The following is a 25,628-nucleotide window of genomic DNA, read 5'->3' as shown; positions in this document are numbered from 1 at the left end:
TCGCTTATTTTATAAGAGGCAAGAGATCGCCTTCAGTGAACGGCCTCGGTTTCGCCGCGCATTTTCCCGGTCAGGAAAAGTTCGCCGAGTTCGTCATGGGTGATGTCTTTCGGCAGGCCGTCCCAGATGACTTTGCCAAGTCTCAGGATGACTGCGCGCTGGGCGACTTCCATGGCCTTCTTGGTGTTCTGCTCGACGAGCAGGATCGTCATGCCGTCGGCGTGAAGGCGAAGAAGCTCGTCGAAGACGATGCCGATCGCCGCCGGCGACAGCCCGACGGACGGCTCGTCGACCAGCAGCACCTTCGGCCGCTGCAGCACCGCCATCGCCACTTCGAGCAATTGCTGCTCGCCGCCGGACATGTTGCCTGCCAGCGTCGCGCGACGTTTCTTGAGGATCGGAAAGAGGTCGTAGACGTAGTCGCGGTCGGCCTTCACCTTGGCGTCGCGGATAGTATAGGCCGCCATCTGAAGATTTTCGTCGACGGTCATGACGGGGAAGTTGCAGCGCCCCTGCGGCACGAAGGAAATCCCCTCGCCCAGAATGGCCCGCGACTTGCTGCCGGCAATATTCTTGCCGCGCCAGTCGACATTCCCCTGCTTGATGGTCGTCATGCCGTAGAGCGTCTTGAGGAGCGTTGATTTGCCCGCCCCGTTCGGCCCCATCAGCGCCACGAACTGTCCCGCCGGCACGTCGAGATCGACGCCGTTGAGGATGTCCAGATTGCCGTAACCTGCGCGCAGGTCGCGGATCGAAAGGTTCGAATTACCCGCCAAGATAGGCCTCCCTGACGCGCTGATCCTGAATGATGTCGCCCGGCAAGCCTTCCACGAGCTTGGCTCCCTGGTCGAGCACGATGACGCGCTGGCAGATGCTGGTGACGACATCGATATTGTGTTCGATCACCAGGAAGCTCACGCCGAGCGACTTGTTGGCATACAGGATGGTATCGACGACGCGTTCGATGATCTTCGGATTGATCCCGGCCATCGGCTCGTCCAGCAGGATGAGCTTCGGTTCGGGCATCAGCATGGATGCGAACTGGATGAGCTTCTGCTGTCCGCCCGACAGATTGCCCGCCGGCTGGTGGCGCACATCCCAAAGACCCGCCATCTTGATCAGCTCGCGGGCTCTCTCCCTGAGACCATCGATGCGCCGACGGGACATCTTTCCCAAGCCGAAGGTCGATGCAATGGACGGGAAGGTGAACATCTGACCGGCGATGACCAGGTTCTCCTCGACATCGAGCGACTTGAAAGTGACGGTCTTCTGGAAAGAGCGCAGCATGCGGCCTTCCCTGGCGATGCGGTTCAGGGACCAGCCGGTGATGTCCTGTCCGTCGAGGACAACCGTGCCGGTGTCCGGCTTCGCAAGGCCTGTGCTGCAATCGAAGAAGGTCGATTTGCCCGAGCCGTTCGGTCCGATCAGGCCCGCGATCTCACCCCGATCGATGTGAATGCTGACATCGTTGACGGCCTTCACCGCGCCGTAGGACTTGCTGAGGTTCTTGATCGCGAGAAGCGGAAGATGACCGGTCATTTCGCACCTCCGATCGCATTCCAGAAGCGATTGATCAGCGGCGCAAACCCGTTCTTGAACCAGAAGACCAGGACGAGAAGGCAGAAGCCGTAGGCGATCATGCGCAATTCGGGGGTGATGCGCAGCGCCTCGGTCAGCCCGACGAAAAGCAGGCTTCCGAAGACGGTGCCGGAAATCATGCCCGCCCCGCCGCCCAGCACGATGATCAGCATCGTCGTCGAATAATACATCTGGAAGGTCAGCGGGCTGACGACCGTCAGGTAATAGGCGTAAAGGCAACCGCCGATACCGGCAAACACCGCGCTGATCATGAAGACGATCAGCTTGTAGCGCCAGGTCGGGACGCCGAGAGATTCGGCGAGCGTCTCGTTCTCACGGATCGCCACCATGTTGCGCCCGGCGGGCGAGCGGACGATCGCCCAGACGGCGAAGGTGGCGAGGACCCCGATGATCAGGGCGAGATAGTAGAAGTTCGTCGTGCCGGACACCGTGAACGACAGCGGGCCCAGCTCGAAGTATGGTTTGGGAATGCCCGAAAGCCCCATGTCACCGCGGGTCAGCGAGATCCAGTTCTTGGCAATGGCCTGGCCGATGATCACGAAACCGAGCGTACACATCACGAAGGACGTCGAGCGCAGACGCAGGGCGGGAATGCCGAGCGGAAGAGCAAGGGCTCCGGAGACGGCGCCTGCCGCGATGAGATTGACGTAAAACGGCGTGCCGTAGGTGACGGCGAGAAGACCTGCCGTATAGGCGCCGATGCCGAAAAACGCGGCCTGGGCCAATGACAGCAGACCGGTGTAGCCGACAAGCAGATTGAGCCCATGTGCCGGCAGCATGAAAATCAGGGCGATGATCAGGGAATGGGTGATGTAACGGCTGCCGATGAACGGCGCGGCGAGCGCTAGGACGATCAGGACCGCGGCGAGCGGTATGCGAAGATCGCGCCTGCGTACCTGTTGAGCGGTTTCCGTCAGAGACATGTCGAGTCCTCGGTCGTTCGAGAAAGGTCGGCGGGCGCGGCTGCTAGAAGCGCGCCTGCGTCGAAAAGAGACCATGCGGCCGCCACATCAGCATCAGGATCAGCGTGGCGAAGCCGACGGTGTCGCGGAATTGCAGGCCGACATAGGTGGCGACCAGGCTCTCGGCCACGCCAAGGATCATCGCCGCGACGAAAGTACCGCGCACATTGCCCAAACCGCCCATGATGATGATCGGCAGCGTCTTGAAGGTGATCAGCTCGCCCATGCCGCCATAGACGCTGACATTGACCGGCGCCGTCAGAACCCCGGAGAGTGCGGCCAGCGCCGCCCCCAGCATGAAGGTTCGAAGCACCACCTGCGGCACATCGATGCCGACGACGCTGCAGCACTCGACGTTCTGGGAAACGGCGCGCATTGCCATTCCCAAGCGGGTGTAGCTGACCATCAGTTCGAGGCCGATGAACACCAGCAAGCAGACGACGAGAATGAGAATGCGCTGTTGGGCCAGGCTGAAGCCGAAGATGGAAACCGGCTCGATATAACCTCCGGCGAAGAACTTGTAGCCTCCGCCGAAGACGAGAATGATGGTGTTCTGCAGGATCAGCGCGATGCCGAGGGTGGCAAGCACGCCCGATTCCGCGGGCGCGCCGACCATCCGGCGCATGACGAGTTGCCCGACCACATAGGCAACGGCAATCGTTGCAAGAACCCCCACGACAATCGACGCTTCGTAGGACAGTCCGAGATAGTCGATCGCAAACCAGGCCCCGAACGTGCCGAGCATGTAGTATTCGCCGTGAGCAAAGTTGATGGCTCTCAGCACGCCGAAAATCATGGTCATGCCGACGGCGACGATTGCGTAAACAGAACCCGTGACGATTCCATTCACAGTTTGCTCAACTATGGTCGAGAGCATGGGCGTATTCCTCCCGGCAGATTACTTGGCAGGATATTGAATGTCCGCCGTATAGGCACCCTTGATGCTCGGCTTGCCGTTCTCGATCTGCAGCAGGATCATCGGCAGGCGGGCCTGGTTGTGGTCGTCGAACGTGACCTCGCCAACCGGGCTCTTGTACTTGATTTTGGAGAGTGCGTCGCGAACCTTCACCTTGTCGGCGCTGCCGGCCTGCTTGATCGCCGCTGCGAGGAGATTGACGGTGTCCCAGTGAACATAGGCGTGGTTGTTCGGGGCTTCGTCATAGGTGGCCGTGAACTTGTCGACGAAAGCCTTGCTTTCGGGCGAGTCGAACTGCGGCAGCCATGCGGCGGCTTCAACGGCGCCTTCGAGCGCCGACGGGGCTGATTTGACGGTCTTTTCCGTGTTGAACTCGCCATTGCCGATCAGCGTCACCTTGCCGGCTATTCCGAGTTCGACCATCTGGCGGGCGATGATGGGTGTCGTATCGGCGAGGCCGTACATGATGATGGCCTGGGCGCCATTGTCGCGTATCTTGGCGAGAACGCTGCGGAAGTCGACTTCGCCTTCCTTGTAATAGTCCTCGCTGAGAATCTCGCCCTTGAAGTCAGGCAGGTATTTCTTCGTGAATGTAATCGCCGAGCGGCCATAATCGCTGTCGACGGAGAGCACGGCAAACTTGGTAAAGCCGCGCTGCTCTGCTGCATATTTGGCGACGATCAGCGCCCGGTTCTCATCTGTCGGATAGTTGCGATAGGTCCATTTGAACCCGCCGACACCGGCCTGGTAGGTGATTTTCGGATTGGACGACGCCGCATTCAGCAGAAGCACTTCAGCGTCTTCAGCGACGGGCTGGATGGCGAGCGTCACCGAACTGGAAACGTCGCCGATGATGAAGTCGACGCCATCCTGGTCGATCAGGCGGCGGGCGGCCGAAACACCTTCGACGGGCGTACCCTGGCTGTCGGCATTGAGGAGTTCGATTTTCATCCCATTGACGCCGCCGGCATCATTGATGTCTTTGACGGCGAGTTCGGCGCCGTGCATCGAAAATGCGCCGTAGCGCGCATTCGGGCCGCTCATCGGCGCAACGAGTCCGAGTTTGATCGTCCCGTCCGCGGCCAGCGCCCCGGCCGGCCGGCCGGAAACGGCAACCGCCAGCGAAAGGACTGCGGTAGAAAGGAAAAATGCTCTGCGGCTTACGGTAAGTTTCATGTTCCCACTCCATGTTCTCGGGTGCAAACGCTTGGGCTTATGGCCCAGCGTACTCCTGACCGCTTTCCGCGGTTCTTATGGCGTCAGCCCAGCGCCGACACCGTCACAGTAGGTTCAGGAAAGCGTCGCTGGCCAACACAACTCCATTCTGCCGCTATAGCGTTTATTTATAGCGAACCGATCTATTCGGCATTGCGGGTGTTGTTCGCCTTCCTCGCCGGACAGGCCATCGGCCATATCGATGCCGTCGCCCCTCGCCGCGGCGCGGGCTCTCTTTGCCGAGGCGAAATTTCGAGATCGATGGCGGCATTCGCTGACGGATGTAGCGGCGCGTCATAAAACGGAGCGAGGCCGCCAGATGGTCGGCCTCGCCGTGTCGTCAACTGTGCCGCTGGCGCAGATTGGAGATCGCTTGCATCACTCGGGTCCGGCACTCCACTCGCGATAGGCGAGATGCATTTTGGCTCCGATCGTCGTGAAGGGCTGCGGCGGCAATGCCGTCGGAGCAGCCAGGCGCGCATAGATACGGCCGAGTTCGGAACTGTGACCGAGCGCCAGTTCGGCAGCTGCGATCCCTGAGGCCGTCGAGTTCGACGCTCCAAGGCCGTTGCAGCCGCATGCAGCGAACACGCCGGGCTCGATCTCACCGAATGCCGGAACATGATTGCGGGTGAGCGCCATCGCGCCGGCCCAGCGATACTGCATCCCGACGCCGCTGAGCATGGGAAAACGTTTGGAGAATTTGCCGTCGTGCAGGCGGCCGGCCCGCCGGATCGCGGCGTCGCTGATTTCGATGCCCGGATTGTAGCTGTAACGGGAGCGCACCAGGATTCGATCGCCGCCGGCCGTGCCGATGCGACGGACGGTTGTTCCCATCGGCAGGGCCGGAGTGGCGGCCCACTTCCGCTCTCCATCGAGGCGCGAGGGGTCGAACTCCTCGGTGAGGGAGGCGTAGGTGAAGACGTGGAGCAGGCGCCCGCGGAAGAAGCCGAAGCTTTCGGCATGTCCATTGTTCGCCATGATGATCTTTGCCGCCTGCACCGACCCCTGCGGCGTCTTGACGAGCCATCCCGTGCCGAGGCGCTCGAACGAGAGTGCCGGCGTCCGCTCGTAAAGGGCGACCGGCTCCTTCAGGCAGTCGGCGACAGCGCGTATGTAGGCGGCGGGCTGCACGATGATCGTACCCGGCATGAACAGACCTGAGGTATAGACCGGCGACCCCGTCACCGCCGCGATCTCCCTGCCGTTCAGGAGCCGGTGGGCTTCGCCCATTTTCGTGAGCTGTTGCGCATAGTCCTCGAGATGTCTGTCGCCTTCCGCGCTGATGGCGACGCTGTATCGGCCACAGGGATCGAACACTTCTTTGCCCCAGCCGTTTTCCGCGGCCATCTCGCTCGCCAGAGCGATGGCCGAGCGCTGTATGAGGACAGACTGCCTGAACCTCGCCTCCGACTCTCCGCTGAAATCGTCTGACGCGACTTCGTGCGGCAGGTCGATGATGAAACCAGAATTCGCGCCCGCCGGCCCCTCGCCGACGACACCCGCTTCCAGGATGGCGACCCGCACGCTCGGATCCAGCCGGGAGATGCGCCGGGCCGCGGAAAGACCGGCGAAACCACCGCCGATAATCGCAACGTCGGCAACGACCGGTCCGTTCAACACAGGCCGCGGCGTGCGCGGCGCAAGCGTGGCCACCCAGCCCGAAACGCCTGCGCGTTTCGGAAGCCTGGATGCGACGAAGACGTTCTTTCCGGCCTGGGTCACGTCAGATCGCTTCCCGCTCCATGAGCGTCTCGAGGGAGCGCCGGATGGCCGGAAGCTTTTCCGGGGCAAGCGCGCGCAGCGGCTTGCGCGGCGCGCCGGCGCCATAGCCCACCAGATCCGCCGCCGCATAGACGGATTGCACGTAATCGCCTTCCCAGATCAGCCCCATCGACGGCTCCAGGATTTTCCAGAGCGCGCGAACCTCCTCCCACTTGTGCCCGGCGGCAGCCTCGACGAGGGCGACGCAGGTTTTCGGAGCGAAGTTCGCCCCACCCCAGATCAGGCCATCGCATCCGGCATAGAGTGCATAGGGAACGAGCGGGTCGGCGCCGTTCATGACGAAGCGGCCGGTGCGGATAAGCGCGGCCTGCTTGGCAAGATCTCCGCCGCTGTCCTTGACGGCACAGAAGCCGGGGATTTCGCTCAGCTTGTCCAGAAGTTCGGGCGTGACGGCGACGCCGACCGCCTGGGGAACGTTATAGCCGATCACCGGAAGACCGGCCTTCGCGACCTCGCTGTAAAAATCGAGGATGCCCTGGTCGTCGGTCGGCCCTTCGAAGAAGGGCGGAAGCACCATGACGCCCTCGGCGCCGGCGTCTCGCGCCCGGACAGTGCGCTCGACGACGTCTTCCACCAGAAGTGCGGAGGTCTGTGCGATCACCTTCGCCCGTCCGTTGACGATCCGGGCTCCGCGCCGGATCAGTTCCTCGGATTCCTCCTTGGAAAGGTAGACATGCATGCCGGTGCCGGAACTGAACAGAAAACTTCTGACGCCTGCGGCTAGGTAACGCTCGACATTGTCTTCGAGCCTTGCGTAGTCGATGCGTCCGGCATCGTCGAACGGCGTGGCGATAGCAAGATTCAGGCCTGGAAACTGGAAGTCAGACATTCGTTTGGTGTCCCGCGTTAGGCTGCCGAAAGGTTGAGCCAGATGGTCTTGATCTGGGTGTATTCCTGCTTGCTCAGACGTTCGCCCGTTGTCCCGCCAGCAGTGGTTCGATGTGTTCTTCGAAACGCCAGGCCTTAAAGGGTCGGCGTTTCCAGACCCTCCGGGGCCGCGTACATGGCCATGTTTCGTCGTGAAAGTTCGAGGTGAAGCCGCGCCAGTTCTCCGCATGCATCGACATCCCGTTTCTCGATAGCTTCGATCATCTCGTCATGCTGTTGCGCGGCGAGCTCGAGCTCTTCCTGCATGCGCGGCGTGTTCGGGTGCTTGTAGAAGACCTTGCCGATGCGCGCATGATCGATCTGCAGACGCCGAAGGCTTGGAACCAGATAGACGTTGTGCGCCATCTCGCCGATCTGGCGGTGGAACTGGTCGTTGTGGAAGACGCGTCCCTCGACATCGCAGTGGTCGACGGCCTTGCGAAATGACCGCTGAACCTGCTTCAGCACGTCGAGCTGCCCGCGAGTTCCGTTCTCGGCCGCCAGCCTGTTGGCGGTGATATAGATCATCGGCGCAAGAAGGAAGAAGTCGCGCAGCGACTGGTAGCTCATGGAGCTGACCCGCGCTGCGCGGTTGGCTTCCAGCTCGATGTAACCTTCGCCGGCCATCTGGCGCATCAGCTCGCGAACTGGCGGACGGGACAGCCCGAACTCTTCACTCAGCGCCACTTCGTCCAGCACCGCCCCCGGCTGCAGTTCCATCGTCAGGATGCGTCTGCGGAGCATAAGGCCAAGCTTGGCTTTGCGGTCGGGATTGACTTCAGTATCCAAAATCGCTACCTCATATTTTTAGAAGACATTATGTAGACATTTGATAGACGTCAAGGATGGAGCGTGAGACTTCCACATCGAATCCACCTGCCCGGGTGGGCGATAGAGCAGTTTCAGGTCAGGAAGGATTGCTGACGCCGTGGTGGAGGCTAAGCCGACGATTTTCTTCAGATTCGGCAGCTCACGGCGATGCGCAAGAGTGGGTCAGACAGCCGCGCCGATAGCTTGGCGTCCGCGGCACAAATTTTGCCTCTCGAACTCCCGGAAGACGGCCGGGACAAATCCATGCCGTTTCTTTCTGCATTTGCTCATTATTTGATCGGCCACTGATTTCGAATGCCAGAGAATACGCCAGTAGATTTTTCACCGAGCTTTGAGGGTTCGACGTTCGAATATATGGTCGAAGCCTTCACCGGGAGCTTCGGTCCCTTTGATGCATGGCGTACCGGTCGGGAGCAGGCTATCAGCTGGAAGACGGGCTTCTGGACCGATGGCACGCTATCCCTTGTCAGTGGCCAATATTCGTACGAATGGAGCGTAAAAGCGGCCCCCGAAACGGCGGAATGGCTGTCGGTCATCCTTGTGCGCTCCGGAGCTATCGATTTGGCGCTTGGCCGGACCGTCATCGAAGGAACAGCTGGGCGCTTGCTGTTGGTGAATAATCGCGAGGCCGACCGCTTTTCCGTCCGGGGAACGCCGCATCAGTCCGACGTGCTTCGCCTGGATTGGAAAGTGATTGCGCAGACCGCCGCCGCAATATTGGAGACGCCGCTGATCGGGACATTGCGGTTGGCGCCGACCATCGATCTTTCGACGCCGGCCGGCCAACTCGTCAGAGGACTGGCTCAAACGATCATCAACGGGGTGCGGAACAACGGGCCGCTCATTCATTCTCCGATTGCCGTGTCGCACCTGACCCAAGCCTTTGCCAATCTGGTCTTGCGCTCTATCCCGCATCGGTTCTCACATCTGCTCGAGAGGAAAGTGCATTTGCCCGCGCCGCGGCATATACGCTGCGCCGTTGAATTCATGCATGCGAACGTCGGCGAGCCCATTACCATGCAGAATGTAGCCGAGGCTTCAGGCGTCTCCATTCGTGCGCTTGAGGGAGGGTTTCGTACGTTCAAGGGAACGACCCCGTCAGCCTACTTGCGCGCGATGCGCTTGCGAGCGGCCCGAGAAGATCTTCTCGACCCTTCCAACCGACAATTGCTGCGGGACATATGCCTGAAATGGGGTTTCTTTCATTTCGGCCGATTTGCTGCCAGCTACAGGACCGCTTTCGGGGAAACACCATCGGAAACGAGAAGGCGATCCAATGGTGAGCGCATGTCAGGCCTCTGAGACCTTAGAGCCGCAAGACGGCACGAGACTTCAAGGACGAATGAGCAGGATCGCGAAGTGCGCTCTCGGGCTGAATTCAGATCCGATAAAAGCGCGCAGCATTGTCGTGAAAGACAGCGCGGCGCTCCCCTTCCGTATAAGTCCTTGTGATTTCCTTGAACGCATTCCAGATCCTGTCATAGCTTGAAAACAGCTTGTCGACCGGAAAGTTCGACGCGAACATGCATCGATCTGTTCCGAACAAAGTGATCGCCTCCTCCACATAGGGTCGGATCGAGCTGGTCGTCCAGGTCCAGTCCCCCATCCCAAGTCCAGAGATCTTGCATGCGATGTTCGGCGCCTGAGACAAGGCCTTCATCCCCTTCCGCCAGCCCTCGAAGTGATCAGGTCCGTCTACCTGCATGCCTGTGTGATTGAGGATGATCTGAACATCAGGAAAGTCGCGGGCAAGTTCGAGGAACTCCTCCATCTGCCAATAGTAAAGCTGCAGATCGAAGCTGAGTTCCCGTCGTGCCAGTTCCTTGAATCCTCGCCGCCATTCCGGGGTGCGGCTTACTTCCGGCACGGTCAAATAGGTCTTGGCGGGATCGTCGTGGAAGTTCATCGACTGTCGAATGCCTCGGAAATTGGCAAACTGCATGTGCTCGTCGAGCAGCCTGCCAACGTCGGGTTTGCGCAGGTCCGCATATCCGACAATGCCATGGGGAAAGCCGTGTTGGTCCGCAACGCCCTGAAGCCAGCGCGTTTCACCAGCCGGATCCCTGGGGTCGTAGCCGACGTCGAGATGCACCGCTTTCACGAGGTTCTGGTTCTTGGCGTCGGCGAGATAGTCGCCGATCAGATAAGTCTGGTTGATTGCCGTATAGTCGCCGAAGGCCGAGGGCTTCACACCGTCGGACAGCCATGGATAGTAGTTGTTTTTCAGGTCCCACAGATGGAAGTGGGGATCGATGATGGGAAGGTCGTCCATTCGTTCGTTTCCATGGTCGCTGGAGATTGGCGCAGGAGTGCCGCCGGGGCGGCACTCCGTCTGGTCAGTTGCTCGGCGGGAAGACGCGCGCGATGACGGCCTTGGCTTCCGGAGAGTCCACCTTGTCGGCCGTCACAAGCGGCATGACCAGCGCAAGGTCCTTGGATACCGGTGCACCGGTCAGCGCGTTGTAGACCTGCTGGGTCCCGTCGATGCCCTGCCCCACCGCTTCCTGGAAGAAGATGCCCTGGATGGCGTTGGACTTCAGCAGCGCGATCGTGGTCGGACTCCCGTCGGCGACGGCGATGCCGACCTTGCCGGTCTGTCCGCGGGTTTGAAGAACCTTCGCAGCACCCGTCCCGGCCTCGTCATACATGCCGTAGATCGCCTTGATGTCGGGATGGGCCGTCAGCATATCGTTCGCCTGCGTGACGGCCTCATTGACCGTCAGGCCGCGGGTTTCCAGCATCTGCGCAAGTTCGCAACCGTCGGCCTTGAAGGACTCCTCGGCACCTTTCAGGTACTTCTGAGCATTCTCTCGGTCCTGCGGCAGCGACAGCACTCCCACCTGGTTTCCCCCTCGCTCCTTTGCAAGCTTGCACACGAAGCTGCCCTGCGCCTTGCCGGTCTCATAGTTGTTCGCCGTGACTGCAGAGGTGTAGTCGGTCTGGCCGGGCTGAGGCCCGATACCGGCAAACGAAACGGGAATGTTCTGGGACTTCAGATAGGCGAGCAGCGGCGGCGTGCTGGTCGAGCTCACCGGGCCGATGACGACCGCGCTGACGCCCTTGGTGACGGCGGTGCGCGCATTGTCCATCTGCTTGGCCGGGGAGTTCTCGGACGTGTACTCGACGTAGTCCATCCCGAGCTCCTTGGCCTTCTCCTTCACGCCATAACCGACCCACTGCCAATAGGAGATATCAAGCGACGGCGCGAGATAGGCGACGGTCTTCTTATCCTGCGCGTGGACAGAACCCGCCAGTCCGATGCCGACGGCGACCAGACCGAACACCAGGGTGCGGCTCATTTCAGATATTGATTTCATGTCTTTCCCTCCTCCTCATTGAGCCGGTATACAACCGGCTGCTGGTTGTCAGCCCGCACTGCGCCGGGCCTTGCCGAAGCGGTCGATGAGGACCGCGATCAGGATGGCAAGGCCGGTGACGGAGCCCTGCCAGAAACTGTTGATGCCGATGAGATTGACGCCGTTCTGGATCACCGTGATCATCAGTGCGCCGAGGACGGCGCCGACCGCGGTTCCCGTGCCGCCGAGAAGGCTCGCCCCGCCGATCACCACGGCCGCGATCGCCTGAAGCATCAGACTGGCGCCGGCCGTCGATTCCGCGTTCAGGATATAGGAAATCGTCAGCAGTCCCGAAAAGGACGACAGAAGGGACGAAGCGACATAGGCGAAGAACTTTGTGCGTTTGACCGGGATGCCCAGCAGATAGGCGGCCGCAGCGCTGCTGCCCACGGCGTAGAACCAGCGCCCGGCGACGACCTTCTTCAGGAAGATCTCGATGGCGACCAGCAGGACGACACAGAACAGGATGTAGTTCGGCATGCCAGGCACGATGCTGCCGGCATTGAGCAGCCAGTAATCGGGATCCGGGATCGGCATGGAGCGGCCATTGGTGACGATGAAGGCGAGCGACCCCGCGACGGCGAAGGTGATCAGGGTGACCACGAACGGCGCAAGGCCCGCGACCGTGACCAGGAAGCCGTTGATGGAGCCGAAGAGGAGTCCGACGGCGAGACCGGCGAGGCTGGAGGTGATCCCGCCGAAGCCGCTTGCCATGACCTGCGCCGTCACCATGCCGGTCAGCGAAAAGACCGAGCCGACGGACAGATCGATGCCACCGGTTATGACCACCAGGAGGACACCGAGCGACATGATGATCAGCGGCGCACCCGCCTGGGTGATGTTCGAAAAATTCCCCCAGCTCAGCGCCTGGGGAACCTGCGACCCGACGGCAAGACCTAGGATGACCATTGCCACTGCGATCGCGATTTCCGTCCGGTATGCACTGAGGAGACTGTCGCGATTTCTGGTGGCCTGTGGAGACGGCTCCACTGCGCGTGCCTCTTCTGTCGATGTTGGAATCATGTCGCCATTCCTGTCAGTTCTGCGAGCCTGTCCTCGCTCATGTCCTGTCGTTCGATGATGCCGGAAGCGCAACCCTCGGTGTCGAATGCAACGATCCGGTCGCATACTTCGAGGAGCTCGGCATTCTCGGTCGACCACCACACGATGATCGTTCCCGTCGACGCCATCTGCCGGATAAGCTGGTAGATTTCCTTCTTGGTGCGGATATCGACACCTCGCGTCGGCTCTTCGAGCACAAGCAGGCTCGACGGCAAGCCGAGCCACCGTGCCAGAAGCAACTTCTGCTGGGTACCGCCGCTCAGCGTTGCGGGTAGATCCCAGATCGAGGCGGCTTTCACACTGAGAGCCTGCAGCAAGTCCACGCATTCCAGGCGTTCGCGACCTGAGATGAACGTGGCACCCCGGACAACCCGGCGCGACGCCAGCACGTTGTCGATGATCGGAAGGCTGTGAAGAATACCCTTGTGGGTCCGGTCGCCAGTGACAAAACCGGCGCCGGCCGCAGCCGCCCTCCTAGGAGAGGCGAAGCGCTCTGGCCAACCCGCGCGCGACACCGTCCAACGCTTCGCCTGAGCGGCTCCGACCAGGGCCGAGATCAGCGTCGCGGGACCGGCGGGCGCGCCCGCCACTCCAAGGATCGTCCCGGGAGAAAGCGTGATCTCGAGATCGGCCTCCCGGATCGACAGCGGCTCTCCCTTCATTCCGTTCCGGTCCACGGCCGCGCTCGACGCAGAATGCGACGCAGCGACCTGCCCCATCTTCTCGATGATCGCGACATCGGAAAGTTCGGAAAGCGCCAAGCGGTCGACGATGGTGCGGCCATCGCGGATGATCGTGCAGACGTCCGCGATCTGACGGATTTCCTTCATCCGGTGCGACACGAAGACGACGGACAGCCCTGTCTCGCGGGTCAAACGGCGGAGCACGGAAAACAAGCGGCTCGTCTCCGCGGCCGTCAAGTTCGCCGTCGGCTCGTCGAGAAGAATGAGTTCGGCGCCTGACGAAAGCGCTCGGGCAATCTCGACCATCTGGCCTTCGTGAAGGCTGAGGTCTTCCACGAGCCGGTGCAGGGATCTGGCTGCGAACTCCGGATCGATCATCGCCAAAGCTTCGAACGCCTTCTCGATCGACAGCCTTTTTTTCACCGCCGCGAAACCCCTGCGGTAGTGCGGTAAGGTGATGTTTTCAGCGACGCTAAGGTGGGGAAGAAGGGCAAGCTCCTGATGGACGACCGCTACCCTGGCGCGGCCCTCGGCATCGGTGCGCGGCGCCCCACTCGGATCGAAGAAGCTAATGTCGCCGTCCCCTTTCGAGGCCGACCCCGTGATGATGCGGATCATCGTCGACTTGCCGGCACCGTTTCCCCCGAGCAGCGCGTGGATCTCGCCACGCGCCACGGAGAAGTCGACGCCCTTGAGAACCGACGTCGCCCCATACGACTTCGTCAGTCCCTTGACGCTGACAACCGGATTTCGCGTCTCGACCATGATCCCGCCCTCAGTAGATCGTCAGAGCCGGGATGAAGCTGACGGCGAGCAGCAGCAGCATCGCCATCCCGAAATACGGCCACAGCTCGCTGGTCGTCGCCCCAAGCGGCGCCTTGGCGATCGACGACGAGATAAAGAGCGTCGTGCCGATGGGCGGGGTGTAGAGCCCGATGCCGAGATTGATCACCATCATCAGGCCGAGTTGCACCCGGTCGAGACCGATCGCATCGGCAAGGGGCACGAAGATCGGCCCCAGCAGCAGTATGGCAGGCGGCATGTCCAAAGGCATCCCGACGATCAGCATCAGAATGTTCATCATCAGGATGATGACGACGGGACTGGAAATGTGGGTCGCCACCCACTCGGCCATCTGCTGCGGCGCCTGGTCGAAGGTCAGCACCCAGCCGACGGCCGCACTTCCCATGATGACGAGCATGACCACGCCGGTCGCGACCCCGGCTTCCACCATGTTGTCGCAGAAGCGCTTCCAGGTGAGGTCCCGGTAGAACAGCAGGCTGAGCAGCAGCGAGTAGACCACTGAAAGGACCGAGACCTCCGTCGGCGTTGCAAAACCGAAACGCAGGAGGACAACAATCAGAATGGGTAGGACGACCGCCGGGAAGCTCTGAACGGCAAGCTTGGCCAGGTCCCGCTTCCGAACCTTGACGGCCTGCGCTTCGTAACCCCGCCGCACGGAAATGAACCAGCAGACGAAAATGAAGCTGAGCGCCATGATCAACCCGGGCAGGATTCCGGAGATGAACAGGTCGCCGATGCTGACGCCGCTGATCAGGGCATAAAGGATCATCGGGATCGACGGTGGGATGAGGACGTCGATGACCGCGGAGGTTGCGTTGTTGGCCGCGCAAAGGGCCGGCGGAAAGCCTTGGCGCTTCTGCCAGGGAATGAGGACGGATCCGAGAGCGCTCGCATTGGCCACCGCCGAACCGGACACCCCACCGAAGACGACGGAGGAGACGACGGTGGTCGAAAGTGGCCCGCCGCGCCAGCGCTGCATGGCGCGGGACGCCAGTTCGAGAAGCTGGCGGCCGAGCTCGCCGCCGAGCATCAGGGTTCCAGCGAGCATGAAGAACGGCAGCGCAAGCATCGGAAAGGATTGCGTCTGGTCGTAGACCTGTTGCGCCACCACCGACAAAGGGACGTAGCCGTTGAACAGCACTCCAAGGCCGGCCGCGATGATCAGGGCATAGCCGACCGGAACGGCCAGCACCATGAGAACGCAGAAGGAGATGATCATGACAAGGGTCATAGCGGCATCTCCCCGGATCCGATCACCGTCCGGTGCCCCCAGCCGAGGCGCAAGACACGTAGCGTTGCCGAAACGGTCACGATCGACACCAGAAGCGCACCGATAGCGAGCGCGTAATATCCGATACTGTTGGGCAGCTGCAGGACCGGGCTGTGCTCGACGCCTGCGATCTCGGCGACCACGACGGCCTGATAGCCGAGCACGAGGAAGGCTGCCACGCTGATGGCGTTCGCGATCACGAAGGCGGCGATCCGCGAGCGCCCCTCAAGCTGGTCGTACAGCCACTCGACCGCCATGTGTCCACCCGCCTGCGCGGCGATGACGATTCCCGCCAGGATGAAGAGCGGGAAGATCAGCAGCGGCAGTTCCTGGGCGAAAGAGAAGCCGCCGCTCTGCAGCGTGTAGCGGGCAAGCACATTGGCAGTCGTCACCACGGTCAGCGCAATGCCGCTGGCAATGATGATGAAACGGGACAGCGCAACGATGGCGCCGGCCGTCGTGTCGACGGCCTTCAGCACGTTTTCCATAGATGACTCCGCGTCATGGCAAAGGCCGGTCAGGCCTTTGCCTCCGCTTCAACCTTGCTGACGAAATCGCCGAAGGGCTTTTTCTTCCAGCTCTCGGCGACAGCGGCGGTCGCCTTCACGAAGGCTTCCCGATCCACGTCCACGACTTCGATCGCCGTGTTCTTCCTGAAGGCGCCGAGAACTTCGGACGCCTTCTCATTCGACAGCGTCCGCTGCAGCGCTCCCGCCTCCTTCGCCGCCGCCTTGACGGCGTCGAGGTCGGCGCCGAGCCGGGCCTCGGCGATCTTCGACATCAGGAAGGGCGTCGACTCCCACTTATGTGCCGTCAGGCTGATGAACCTGTTGACCTCGTGGAGCTTCGAGCTCTCGATGTTGGCGAGCGGGTTTTCCTGTCCGTCGACCACGCCTTGCTGCAGGGCGATATACAACTCGCCGAACGCGATCTGTTCCGTGCCGGCTCCAAGAGCTTGGAAGATGTCGATCGTCATCGGATCCGCGGGCGTGCGTATCTTCAGGCCGGCGAGATCGTTCGGGGCGGCGACCTTGCGTTTGGAATTCGTCAGGTGGCGAATTCCGTTGTCCCACCAGTCCAACGGTACGACGCCGACGGCTTCGAAACGCTTGTTCAGATCCTCACCGACCGGACCGCCGAGAACTTGGATCGCTTTCTCGGTATCGCCGAAAAGAAACGGCAGACCAAGCGCGGCAAGCTCCGGCACGATTGCCGAGGTGGCGCCCTGGCTGTTTGCGGTAAAATCCAGTGCACCGGTGCGCAGGCTGGTAAGCATCGCCGAGTCGCTGCCGAGCGTCTCAGCACCCGCGACGTTGATCTTCACACGGCCGTCGGTCTTCTGAGCCACGAGCTCGGCGAATTTGGCGGCGGCGACTGTCCGGGGATTGCCTGGAGCAGCGCCGTGACCCAATGTCAGTGCCGTGCCTGCCTGCGCCGGACGCACGGTCGTAAGAAGTGCGGGGGCAGCCAGGGCTGCCGCCGTCGCTACCAGAAATCTGCGTCTGTTGGTCTGCAAGCTCATCTTCTCCTCCATTATGTGCTCCCATCAGAACTCGGCTCTCCTCCTGAAAGAACCGAGTCCCGTCCCTATGTTCCCAGCCAGGACTTGATCGACGACGTCACGCGACTGGTCGCCAGACCGTATTGGTCGTGGAGCGTCGGCAGCGCGCCGGCCTCCAGGAATTGGTCCGGCAATGCGATCTGCCGGAATGCGGCAGGCGCGACGCCGGCACGCAGCAGCGTGCCCGCCACGGCCTCTCCTAGGCCCCCGATGACAGTGTGGTTCTCCGCCACGACGACCAGGCGGCCGCTCTTGCGGCACTCCGTCAGAATGGCTTCCTCGTCCAAAGGCTTGATGGTCGGCACGTGAAGCACCGCCGCGTCGACGCCGTCCTTGCGAAGCTCCTTTGCCGCCTCGAGGGCGCGCATCGTCATCAGCCCCGACGATATGATCAGGGTGTCGCGGCCATCCCGCAGGAGTTTCGCCTTTCCGAGTTCGAACTTGTAATCATATTCGTCCAGCACGAGGGGAACGTTGCCGCGCAGGAGCCGCATATAGACGGGCCCCTTGTAGGCGGAGATCGCCGGCACCGCCTGCTCGATCTCGAGCGCGTCGCAGGGGTCGATGATCGTCAGGTTCGGCATGCCGCGGAACATGGCGATGTCTTCGGTGGCTTGATGGCTTGGCCCGTAGCCCGTGGTCAAGCCAGGCAATGCGCAGACGATCTTGACGTCGAGCATCTCCTCGGCGATCGCCAGGCAGATGAAGTCATATGCGCGCCGGGAAGCGAAGACCGCATAGGTCGTGACCCATGGCTGAAAGCCTTCACGCGCCATGCCCGCGGCCGACATCATCAGCAGCTGTTCGGCCATTCCCATCTGGTAGAAGCGGTCGGGATGCGCCGCTCGGAAGACATGAAGATCGGTGTATTTTGCGAGGTCCGCCGACATGCCGACGATCCGCTCATCCTTTTCCGCGAGCGCCGCCAGCGTCTTTCCAAATGGAGCCGGCTTCGTCGGCTGGTCGGCGCTCGCGATCGAGGCGATCATCGCCGAGGTCGTCAGCCGCGGCCGGTCGCTTGCCTGCGAAAGATGAGTCGGGCGTATGTATTTCGAGCGCCTCATGCTTCAACTCCCGCATCGATGATCCTGATTGCCTCGGCCCACTCGTCTGCCTCTACCCGGAGGAAGTGATTGCGCTCGCGAGCCTCGAGGAACGGGACACCTTTCGCCATTTTCGTGTCGCATATGATGATGCGCGGCTCCGGCCCGGCGTGAGTGCGCGCGGCGTCGAATGCCTTGACCAGCGCGCTGATATCGTTGCCGTCGATCCGTTGGACGAACCAACCGAAGGCTTCGAACTTCGGAGCGAGCGGCTCGAAATTCAGGACGCCGAGCGAAGGGCCGTCCGCCTGCATCTGGTTGACGTCGACGATCCCGATAAGGTTGTCGAGCTTGTAAGAGCCGGCCGACATCGCCGCCTCCCAGGTCGAGCCTTCGTCGAGCTCGCCGTCGGAAAAGAGGTTGTATACGAAGGATTGCGACTTCTTGCGTTTGAGGGCGAGGCACATGCCGACGGCGATGCCGAGCCCGTGCCCAAGAGAGCCGCCGGTGATTTCCATGCCCGGCGTGTAGGCGGCCATTCCAGACATCGGCAGCCTGCTTTCGTCGGTGCCGTATGTCTCCAATTCGTCCTCGGGGATAATCTTCGCCTCGATAAGGGCGGCATAGAGCGCGATCGCGTAATGTCCGATCGAAAGCAGGAACCTGTCGCGGCCCTCCCATTCCGGGTCCTCCGACCGGTAGTTTGTGGCGTGGAAGTAGGCAACGGCGAGCACATCAGCCACGCCGAGGGCTTGGGCGATGTAACCCTGGCCTTGGACTTCGCCCATCCGCAGGGCGTTGCGGCGAATTCGTCGCGCGCGCTCGGTAAGGCTGATGTTATGACCAATCTGGCTCATTCTTGAAAAACGCCTTTCAAAGACACCGGAATTCCATTCGCGGATCAGTGGATCAGCATGCCGCCATTGACGTCGATCACGGCGCCGGTGACATAGGCGGACAGGTCGGATGCCAGGAACAGATAGATGTTGGCGACGTCGCTCGCTTCACCGAGCCGGCTCAAAGGAATGCCCTTGATGATATCAACCCGCATCTGGTCAGTAAGCTTTCCGCCGGTGATATCGGTCTGGATCAGTCCCGGTGTGACAGAGTTCACGCGGATGCCCGCAGGGCCGAATTCGCGAGCCATTGCCTTCGCGAGCCCGAGAACACCGGCCTTGGCCGCCGAATAATGTGGCCCACCAAAAATCCCGCCGCCGCGTTGGGCCGAAACGGAAGACATGCATGCAATCGAGCCGCCGCCTTGGTCGCGCATCTGCGGAATGAAGGCCTGGCTGAGAAAGAGTACGCCGGTCATGTTCACCGCGACGATGCGATGCCAATCCGCTTCGGAAATTTCCAGCGTCGCGACAGGCTGCGTTATACCGGCATTGTTGATCAGAGCATCGACGCGTCCGAACGTTGCAACCACCGCGTCGGCGGAAGCCTGGCAGGACGCCTTGTCGGCCACATCGCAACGCAGACCGATGTGGTCACCGCCGGCAACGGTCGGCAGGGTGGCGGCAGCTTCCTTGGCTGCGCCAGCGTCGATGTCGAGGATTGCCACTCTGGCCCCGTGTTCGGCGAAAAGCTGCGCGGTTGCACGGCCGATACCGCGCCTGCTTGCCGCGCCCGAAATGACCGCGGTCTTTCCTTCCAAAAGCATATGATCTCCTCCTGACGCTCTCCCGGCGTCCGGTTCTCTTCCCCGCAGCGATCGTCACTGCGACGGCCATAGTTCTGGCCGAACGGAGAGGAGTCATCAAACGCCAAGTTTACATCAGTAGGTGAATCTGTTTCACTAATCGCATGCTCAATACGATCTCGCTTTCCGCCATGCGAATATTCGAAGCAGCCGCCAGGCTCGGTTCGTTTCGCCGTGCGGCAGAGGAGCTGAACCTGTCTCCGAGCGCTGTCAGCCATGCTATCGTGCGGTTGGAAAGCGATCTGGGGGCGAGTCTTTTCGAACGCAACACAAGAAGCATTGCACTGACGCTTGCAGGTCAGACGCTGCTGCTGCACGCGTCGAACGCCTTCGAAGAGCTGCGGCGCGGTGTTGAACTCATTTCATCCAAAAAGGCTCAACTCCTGCGACTGCACTGTGCGCCGAGCTTCGCCGCACAAGTCCTTTCGCCGCGTCTGCCGGGCTTTCTCAAGGAGAATCCCGGCATCGAAGTAAGGGTGGCCGCCAGTACGAACTATGCCCGTTTCGTCGACAATCTGTTCGACGCGGACATCGTCTATGGCGAGCCGCAAAACCGCGACGATCTCATCGTGATCCCGTTGGGTGAGGAGCTTGTCTTTCCAATGTGCTCACCGGAGGTAGCGCAGCGCCTCAAGTCTCCGCGCGACCTGCTGCGCCATCCCCTGATCAGAAGCGACCTGAAAAGGATACAGTGGATCGACTGGTTCGAAGCCAATCAGATCGGCTCTCCGCCACCGCCCGCGATGAGTTTCGACAGAAGCTTTCTTGCCCTGGACGCTGCCGTGAACAGCCTGGGCGTGGCGCTCGAATCCAACATCCTCGCCGCTCGCGAGCTCGAAAGTGGAAAGCTCGTGCGGCCCTTTTCGGCAGGGTCCCGCGACAACAGGTACATAGGACATTACCTTGCCTATCCGAAGACCGGCACGCAGCGGCGACTGGCCCGAATTTTCGCAGATTGGCTCATACAGAACATGCACCGTTCGACCGCTGCCGCAACAACCTTGTGAGGTTCGGCGGCTCGGCTTCGATCGAGATCGTCGTCCGCGACGGACGCCGTGCCGCGCTTAAAAGGTGAGCTGCACCTTGCAGGCGGACGCGCGGTCGCCGGCGAGGATGAAGGCTGCGGTGGCTTGTTCGAGCGGCAGGCTGTGGCTGATGATCGGCCGGACATCGATCTTGCGGCTGGAGATCAGATCGACGGCGGTTGCAAATTCCTCGTGGAAACGCTGGGTTCCGTGGAGTTGAAGCTCCTTGCCGACGATGGCGTTGAGAGGGATCGGGACGTCTCCCGAGACGCCGACCTGCACGATCGTTCCGCGCGGCCTGATGGTGGCAATCGCGCTGCGGATTGCCGGGGCGGCGGCCGAGCATTCGAAGACGAGATCGAAATAGCCCTTTCCCGCCTCGAATCCGGCAAGCGCCTGGGCATCCTTGGCAACATTGTACGTGCGGCTGGCGCCCATCGCCTTGGCCCTGGTGAGCGCCGCATCCGCGAGATCGGTGACCACAACCTCGCTCGCACCATGATAACAGGCGACGGCAACCATCAGGGCGCCGATCGGGCCGGCTCCGGTGATCAGGACACGTTTGCCGGCGATATCTCCTGCACGCGATGCGGCGTGCAGGCAGACGGAGAGCGGCTCGCTACAGGCCGCCTCTGCGGCAGTTGTCGCAACTCCGACCGCAAAGCACTGCCTGGCCGGCACCACCAGCCATTCCCGGAACATGCCCTGCTCATGCGGCAGGCGCATTGCGCTGCCCATGAAGCGCATTTCCAGGCAGTGGATCGGCATTGCCTTGTGGCAATATTCGCAATGTCCGCAAGGTTGGCTGGGATTGACCGCCACCAGCGTACCGGCTTTCAGATCGACGCCTTCGGCTGCTTGGCTCACTGTTCCCGCTGCCTCGTGGCCCGGGATGATCGGCTCGCGAACCCTGACCGGCCCGAAGCCGCCGTCCTGATAGTAGTGCAGGTCGGAACCGCAGATGCCTGCGGCCGCCATTTTGAGGAGCACCTCGCCGGGACCGAGAGCTGCAACCGCGGCGGTCTCGATTCTGAGATCGCCCTTTTGGTAGAGCCGAGCCACACGTGTCCGCATCTTCCGCTCCTATCTCAGCAGTCCAAGCTGCTGCGGCAGCCACAGCGATATGGCCGGGACGAAGGTGATCAGGATCAGCGCCAGGAAGAGCGGCACCAGCCAGGGCAAGATCGCCATGGTCGTGCGTTCGACGGATAGTTTCGCGACCCTCGACAGCACGAAAAGCACCATGCCGAGCGGCGGATGCAGCAGACCGATCATCAGGTTCAACGTCATGATGAGACCGAACTGGACGGGATCGATCCCGAATTTCAGGACGATCGGCAGAAGGATCGGCACGAGGATGGTGATGGCCGCGATCGTGTCCAGGAAGCAGCCGACGAAGAGCATCAAGAGGTTCACCAGGATCAGGAAAACCCATTTGTTGTCGGTGATCGACAGGATCGCATCGGACAGCAGCTGGGCCGCCTGGCTCACCGTCAGCAGCCACGCAAAGACCGATGCCGCAGTGACGATGAAGAGAACGGAAGCCGTCGTCTCGATCGTATCGAAGCTTGCCTTGGCGAGCGTCGAGGGTGTCATCGTACGGTAGCGCACCAGACCGAGGAACAAAGACCAAAGGACGGCTGCGACGGCGGCCTCCGTCGGCGTGAACCAGCCCATCGTCATGCCGCCGATCAGGATGACGGGCGTCATCAGCGCCATGACGGCGGAAAAGCGGAAATACCAGTCGAGGGCGAGAAGCAGAGCAAGGGCAATGCCCGCCGCAACATTCATCGATACGCCCGCCCGCATCAGCAGATAGATGGCCAACGGCACCGCCAGGACGACGACGATTTCCATCCCCGCCGACAGCAGCTGCTTCACATCGAACGGCGCGTCGGAGCCCCACCGCTTCCAATAGGCAAAAGCGGCGACAGTGATCATCATCAGCAGCGTCATGACGATGCCGGGCAGGATGCCCGCCATGAAAAGAGCGCCGATCGAGACGTTCGCCATCATGCCGTAGATCACGAAAGGCAGCGACGGCGGGAAGATCGGGCCGAGCGTCGCCGAAGCCGCCGTCACGCCAACTGCGGCCTCGACCGGATAGCCATGATCCTTCATCGCCTTGATCTCGATCGTGCCGATCCCCGCCGCATCGGCGAGCGCAGTGCCGGACATGCCGGAGAAGATCACGGAACCGATGATGTTGACCTGCGCGAGACCACCTTTCATCCAGCCGACGAGAGCGACGGCGAAGGAATAGATGCGGCCGGTGACGCCCGCCGAGTTCATCAGGTTGCCCGCAAGGATGAAGAACGGGACAGCGAGCAGCGGGAAGCTTTCAACACCGGCGATCATGCGCTGGGCGACGATGATGTCGGGTGCGATGCCGTAGAGGACGATGTAAAGCACCGATGCGACGGCCATCGAGATGGCAACGGGCACCCCGACCAGCATCAGCACCAGAAACGAGCCAAGAAGCAGTAGCATCGGATCAATCCTCGATGGTCTGGAATTCTTCGGGGCGCTCCAGAACGGAGTAGCCGCGGCGGATGTTGGCGATGAAGACGATGACCGCGCGGATCAACATCAGCACGAAGGCGATGAGAACGCTGTAGAAGACGATGTTGCGCGGCAGGTCGATGGTGACCATCTGCTCGTCGGCGACGATATCGACGTAGCGCCACATCAGGTGGCAGCCATAGGCGAAAAAGCCGATGCGGACGATATCGACGAAGGTGGCAAGCACGCGCGCCAGGCCCGCAGGCATATAGTGATAGAACACATCGACCTGGATATGCCGCGAGGTGCGCACGCACATGACGGAACCCAGAAAGACGACGCCGATCAGGCAGTTGATGGCGATTTCCTCGGTCCATGCGTAGCTGTCGTTCAGCACATAACGCGTGAAGAACTGAAGGAAGACGCAACCCGCCATCAGCCAGAAGACGATCAGCGTGATCCAGTCTTCAATGGCATAGTCCGAGATGTTTGCAGTCGGCGCGTGCCCTTCGAACTCGTGACCGATTTCTTCGGCCGTGATTTGCGTATGGATTTCTTGCGACATGATCGGCCTTGTTCCAGTCGGAATGAAGGAACGCGGCGCCTTACGGCGCCGCGCCGCGAGTCTTACTGGATCGCGCGGATTGCTTCCCAATCGGCCTTCTCGTAACCGAAATCTTCGAACTTGACCTTTTCCATCACGGTTTTTTCGAAATCGGTCTTGTCGACCTCAGCGACATTCAGGCCCTTTTCCTTGAAGGTCGCGATAAGGCTGTTTTCCTTGCCGGCGATCGTCTTGCTCGTGCGCTCGGCGGCCTCCTGCATGACCTCGCCGAAGATCTTCTTGTCCTCGTCGGAAAGGCTCGCCCACCGCGTCTTCGAGACCACGGTGTTGAGGTGATCGACGATGTGGCCGGTGAGGATGATGTTCTTCTGGACTTCGTAGAACTTCTTCGCCTCGATCGTCGTCAGCGGGTTTTCCTGCGCCTCGACCGTGCCGTTCTGCAGAGCGAGATAGACTTCGGCAAAGGCGATCGGCGTGGTGTTGGCGCCGCAGGCGCGCGGCATGGCGAGATAGGCCGGAACATCAGGCACGCGGATCTTCAAGCCCGCCATATCGGCGCATTTGGCAATCGGCTTGTTTGAAGTCGTATGGCGCGTGCCGTAATAGCTGACGGCGGCGATGTGGTTGCCGGTCTTGTCTTCATAGCCTTTGGCAAGACGCTTGAAGACATCGCTCTTGGTATAGGCGATCAGGTGATCGGGACCGCGGAAGATATAGGGGAAGTAGGTTACGCCGATCGGCTTGTAGTCGCGTGCCGCAAAGCTCGATCCCGAGATGATGATGTCGACCGTCCCGAGCTTGAGGCCCTGGTTGATGTCGGCTTCCTTGCCGAGCTGCGAGGCCGGGTAGACCTCGATCTTATAACGCCCGTCGGTTCGCTTGTTGATCTCTTCCGCAGCCCACACGGAATCGGTGTGGAAGGGCTCGGACGTTTCATAGACATGCGCCCATTTCAGCACTGTCTGGGCATGCGCAATCGCGCTGCTCGCCATGATCGCCGCTGCGGTGCAAAGTATCGTTGCCAGTCTCTTCTTCATCGCTCTCTCCTCCGAGCTCGGTTAAATCTTGGTCGTTCCTTTCGCGGGGCCTTTGCTGCGGCCGCGCTCCTCCTCTCCCGAAAGCTCCTCCCCGAAACTCTCGGAAAACCTCTTCTGCGACATGGTGAGATGGGCGCGCATGGCCGCCTTGGCGCCCGCCGCATCGCCGGCGGCGATGGCGTCGCGAATGGCCCGATGCTCGTCCACGGCGCTGCGCCACGTTCCCGGCCCCTCGAAATGGCTCGCGAGCCTCGCGAAGTAAGGGGTCATGCGCATGTCGAACATTTCGCCCGTCACGCGGATCAATGTCGCATTGCCGACGATGGCGGCAATGCCGGTGTGGAAGGCGCGATCGGCAGAAAGCACCGCGCTCGCATCATTGACCACGCCGCTCATCCGCAGCAGCGTTTCATCGAGCAGAGCGATATCCGCCGGCTTGGCGCGGCCTGCGGCTTCTTCGGCAATGGCGCATTCGATGAGGGCGCGCGCCTGCAGCAGCTCGAAAGGCCCTTCCACCGGTTCCCGCTCGGCGCCAGTGACGGTCGCGGCATGCTGGCGCACGACATAGATGCCGGATCCCATGCGAATATTGACGAAGCCTTCGACCTCCAGGACGATCAGCGCTTCGCGGACGGTCGGACGTGAGACCGACAATTGCTCCGCCAGGTCGCGCTCCGCCGGCAGCCGCTGACCGACGGCGAGCTCGCCGCTCGCGATCATCAAGCGAATCTGATCCGCGACCTGCCGATAAAGACGGCGGGATTCAACAGGCGAAAACATCGTGGCCTCCTCCGGCGGCTTCTCCTCAAGCGCGCAGCTGGTCAATTGGCCTGACCAATTCGG

At 61.4% G+C, this 25,628-nt stretch carries 25 protein-coding genes; 2 read left to right on the top strand and 23 right to left on the bottom strand.

Annotated elements, in window-relative coordinates; all coding sequences use genetic code 11:
• Positions 1-32: 32 nt before the first annotated feature.
• The 8 genes from FHX10_RS31280 to FHX10_RS31245 form a co-directional block, all read right to left on the bottom strand.
• Entirely contained in the window at positions 33-776 is a 744-nt protein-coding gene (locus FHX10_RS31280; RefSeq protein ID WP_097543353.1) for an ABC transporter ATP-binding protein, read from the bottom strand.
• On the bottom strand, positions 766-1,539 hold the full coding sequence (locus tag FHX10_RS31275) for an ABC transporter ATP-binding protein (RefSeq protein ID WP_047616799.1): 774 nt from the start codon (positions 1,537-1,539) through the stop codon (positions 766-768). The genes FHX10_RS31280 and FHX10_RS31275 overlap by 11 nt, the downstream gene beginning before the upstream one ends.
• The gene (locus tag FHX10_RS31270) at positions 1,536-2,522 is read right to left on the bottom strand and encodes a branched-chain amino acid ABC transporter permease (RefSeq protein WP_063474086.1); all 987 of its coding nucleotides are present in this window, start codon (positions 2,520-2,522) and stop codon (positions 1,536-1,538) included. Before FHX10_RS31270 ends, FHX10_RS31275 begins: the two co-directional genes overlap by 4 nt.
• 43 nt (positions 2,523-2,565) lie before the next feature.
• Positions 2,566-3,438 carry a branched-chain amino acid ABC transporter permease gene (locus FHX10_RS31265; RefSeq protein ID WP_028756903.1) on the bottom strand — a complete coding sequence of 291 codons (873 nt, stop codon included), beginning with the start codon at positions 3,436-3,438 and terminating at the stop codon, positions 2,566-2,568.
• A 21-nt stretch (positions 3,439-3,459) separates the two neighbouring features.
• Entirely contained in the window at positions 3,460-4,653 is a 1,194-nt protein-coding gene (locus FHX10_RS31260; RefSeq protein ID WP_028756904.1) for an ABC transporter substrate-binding protein, read from the bottom strand.
• Positions 4,654-5,070: 417 nt separating this feature from the next.
• Positions 5,071-6,417: an NAD(P)/FAD-dependent oxidoreductase gene (locus FHX10_RS31255; RefSeq protein ID WP_097543350.1), complete on the bottom strand. Its 1,347-nt coding sequence runs from the start codon at positions 6,415-6,417 to the stop codon at positions 5,071-5,073.
• A gap of 1 nt (position 6,418) precedes the next feature.
• A complete protein-coding gene (locus tag FHX10_RS31250) occupies positions 6,419-7,306 on the bottom strand; it encodes a dihydrodipicolinate synthase family protein (protein WP_097595387.1) in 888 nt (295 codons plus the stop codon).
• Between the two features lie 134 nt (positions 7,307-7,440).
• Positions 7,441-8,088, bottom strand: coding sequence for a GntR family transcriptional regulator (locus tag FHX10_RS31245; protein WP_176707342.1), 648 nt, complete (start codon positions 8,086-8,088; stop codon positions 7,441-7,443).
• Positions 8,089-8,469: 381 nt separating this feature from the next.
• Between FHX10_RS31245 and FHX10_RS31240 the strand changes: the two genes are divergently transcribed.
• Positions 8,470-9,477, top strand: coding sequence for a helix-turn-helix transcriptional regulator (locus FHX10_RS31240; protein WP_097543348.1), 1,008 nt, complete (start codon positions 8,470-8,472; stop codon positions 9,475-9,477).
• Positions 9,478-9,553: 76 nt separating this feature from the next.
• Here the strand turns inward: FHX10_RS31240 and FHX10_RS31235 are convergent, their stop codons facing one another.
• The 10 genes from FHX10_RS31235 to FHX10_RS31190 all read right to left on the bottom strand — a co-directional run bounded on the left by FHX10_RS31235 (position 9,554) and on the right by FHX10_RS31190 (position 19,617).
• The gene (locus FHX10_RS31235) at positions 9,554-10,447 is read right to left on the bottom strand and encodes an amidohydrolase family protein (protein WP_047616785.1); all 894 of its coding nucleotides are present in this window, start codon (positions 10,445-10,447) and stop codon (positions 9,554-9,556) included.
• 64 nt (positions 10,448-10,511) lie between these two features.
• Positions 10,512-11,474, bottom strand: coding sequence for a substrate-binding domain-containing protein (locus tag FHX10_RS31230; RefSeq protein WP_409527194.1), 963 nt, complete (start codon positions 11,472-11,474; stop codon positions 10,512-10,514).
• A gap of 66 nt (positions 11,475-11,540) precedes the next feature.
• Entirely contained in the window at positions 11,541-12,554 is a 1,014-nt protein-coding gene (locus tag FHX10_RS31225) for an ABC transporter permease (RefSeq protein ID WP_063474080.1), read from the bottom strand.
• Complete coding sequence (locus tag FHX10_RS31220) at positions 12,551-14,041, bottom strand: ATP-binding cassette domain-containing protein (protein ID WP_047616781.1); 1,491 nt, start codon at positions 14,039-14,041, stop codon at positions 12,551-12,553. Before FHX10_RS31220 ends, FHX10_RS31225 begins: the two co-directional genes overlap by 4 nt.
• Before the next feature lie 10 nt (positions 14,042-14,051).
• On the bottom strand, positions 14,052-15,311 hold the full coding sequence (locus tag FHX10_RS31215) for a TRAP transporter large permease subunit (RefSeq protein ID WP_028756905.1): 1,260 nt from the start codon (positions 15,309-15,311) through the stop codon (positions 14,052-14,054).
• Positions 15,308-15,838: a TRAP transporter small permease gene (locus FHX10_RS31210; RefSeq protein WP_028756906.1), complete on the bottom strand. Its 531-nt coding sequence runs from the start codon at positions 15,836-15,838 to the stop codon at positions 15,308-15,310. The genes FHX10_RS31215 and FHX10_RS31210 overlap by 4 nt, the downstream gene beginning before the upstream one ends.
• Before the next feature lie 29 nt (positions 15,839-15,867).
• Positions 15,868-16,872, bottom strand: coding sequence for a TRAP transporter substrate-binding protein (locus FHX10_RS31205; protein WP_028756907.1), 1,005 nt, complete (start codon positions 16,870-16,872; stop codon positions 15,868-15,870).
• A 65-nt stretch (positions 16,873-16,937) separates the two neighbouring features.
• Positions 16,938-17,975: a transketolase family protein gene (locus tag FHX10_RS31200; RefSeq protein ID WP_063474079.1), complete on the bottom strand. Its 1,038-nt coding sequence runs from the start codon at positions 17,973-17,975 to the stop codon at positions 16,938-16,940.
• Positions 17,972-18,811, bottom strand: a complete 840-nt coding sequence (locus tag FHX10_RS31195; protein ID WP_028756909.1) for a transketolase — start codon at positions 18,809-18,811, stop codon at positions 17,972-17,974. Before FHX10_RS31195 ends, FHX10_RS31200 begins: the two co-directional genes overlap by 4 nt.
• A gap of 44 nt (positions 18,812-18,855) precedes the next feature.
• Positions 18,856-19,617, bottom strand: a complete 762-nt coding sequence (locus tag FHX10_RS31190) for an SDR family NAD(P)-dependent oxidoreductase (protein WP_028756910.1) — start codon at positions 19,615-19,617, stop codon at positions 18,856-18,858.
• Between the two features lie 143 nt (positions 19,618-19,760).
• Between FHX10_RS31190 and FHX10_RS31185 the strand changes: the two genes are divergently transcribed.
• Positions 19,761-20,663, top strand: coding sequence for a LysR substrate-binding domain-containing protein (locus FHX10_RS31185; RefSeq protein ID WP_028756911.1), 903 nt, complete (start codon positions 19,761-19,763; stop codon positions 20,661-20,663).
• A gap of 57 nt (positions 20,664-20,720) precedes the next feature.
• On the opposite strand, the gene FHX10_RS31180 is transcribed toward FHX10_RS31185, so the two are convergent.
• The 5 genes from FHX10_RS31180 to FHX10_RS31160 all read right to left on the bottom strand — a co-directional run bounded on the left by FHX10_RS31180 (position 20,721) and on the right by FHX10_RS31160 (position 25,565).
• The gene (locus tag FHX10_RS31180; protein ID WP_028756912.1) at positions 20,721-21,755 is read right to left on the bottom strand and encodes an L-idonate 5-dehydrogenase; all 1,035 of its coding nucleotides are present in this window, start codon (positions 21,753-21,755) and stop codon (positions 20,721-20,723) included.
• Between the two features lie 9 nt (positions 21,756-21,764).
• A complete protein-coding gene (locus FHX10_RS31175) occupies positions 21,765-23,171 on the bottom strand; it encodes a TRAP transporter large permease (protein WP_028756913.1) in 1,407 nt (468 codons plus the stop codon).
• Between the two features lie 4 nt (positions 23,172-23,175).
• On the bottom strand, positions 23,176-23,748 hold the full coding sequence (locus tag FHX10_RS31170) for a TRAP transporter small permease (protein ID WP_028756914.1): 573 nt from the start codon (positions 23,746-23,748) through the stop codon (positions 23,176-23,178).
• A gap of 62 nt (positions 23,749-23,810) precedes the next feature.
• Positions 23,811-24,785 (bottom strand): sialic acid TRAP transporter substrate-binding protein SiaP, encoded by a 975-nt coding sequence (locus FHX10_RS31165; protein ID WP_028756915.1) that lies wholly within the window; start codon positions 24,783-24,785, stop codon positions 23,811-23,813.
• A 21-nt stretch (positions 24,786-24,806) separates the two neighbouring features.
• Complete coding sequence (locus FHX10_RS31160) at positions 24,807-25,565, bottom strand: FadR/GntR family transcriptional regulator (protein WP_063474078.1); 759 nt, start codon at positions 25,563-25,565, stop codon at positions 24,807-24,809.
• Positions 25,566-25,628: the final 63 nt, after the last annotated feature.

It is taken from the genome of Rhizobium sp. BK591 (genome assembly GCF_014195045.1).
GTDB lineage: Bacteria > Pseudomonadota > Alphaproteobacteria > Rhizobiales > Rhizobiaceae > Rhizobium > Rhizobium anhuiense.
The sequence above is the reverse complement of the archived record's forward strand: the minus strand, read 5'-3'. Positions and strand labels throughout refer to the sequence as shown.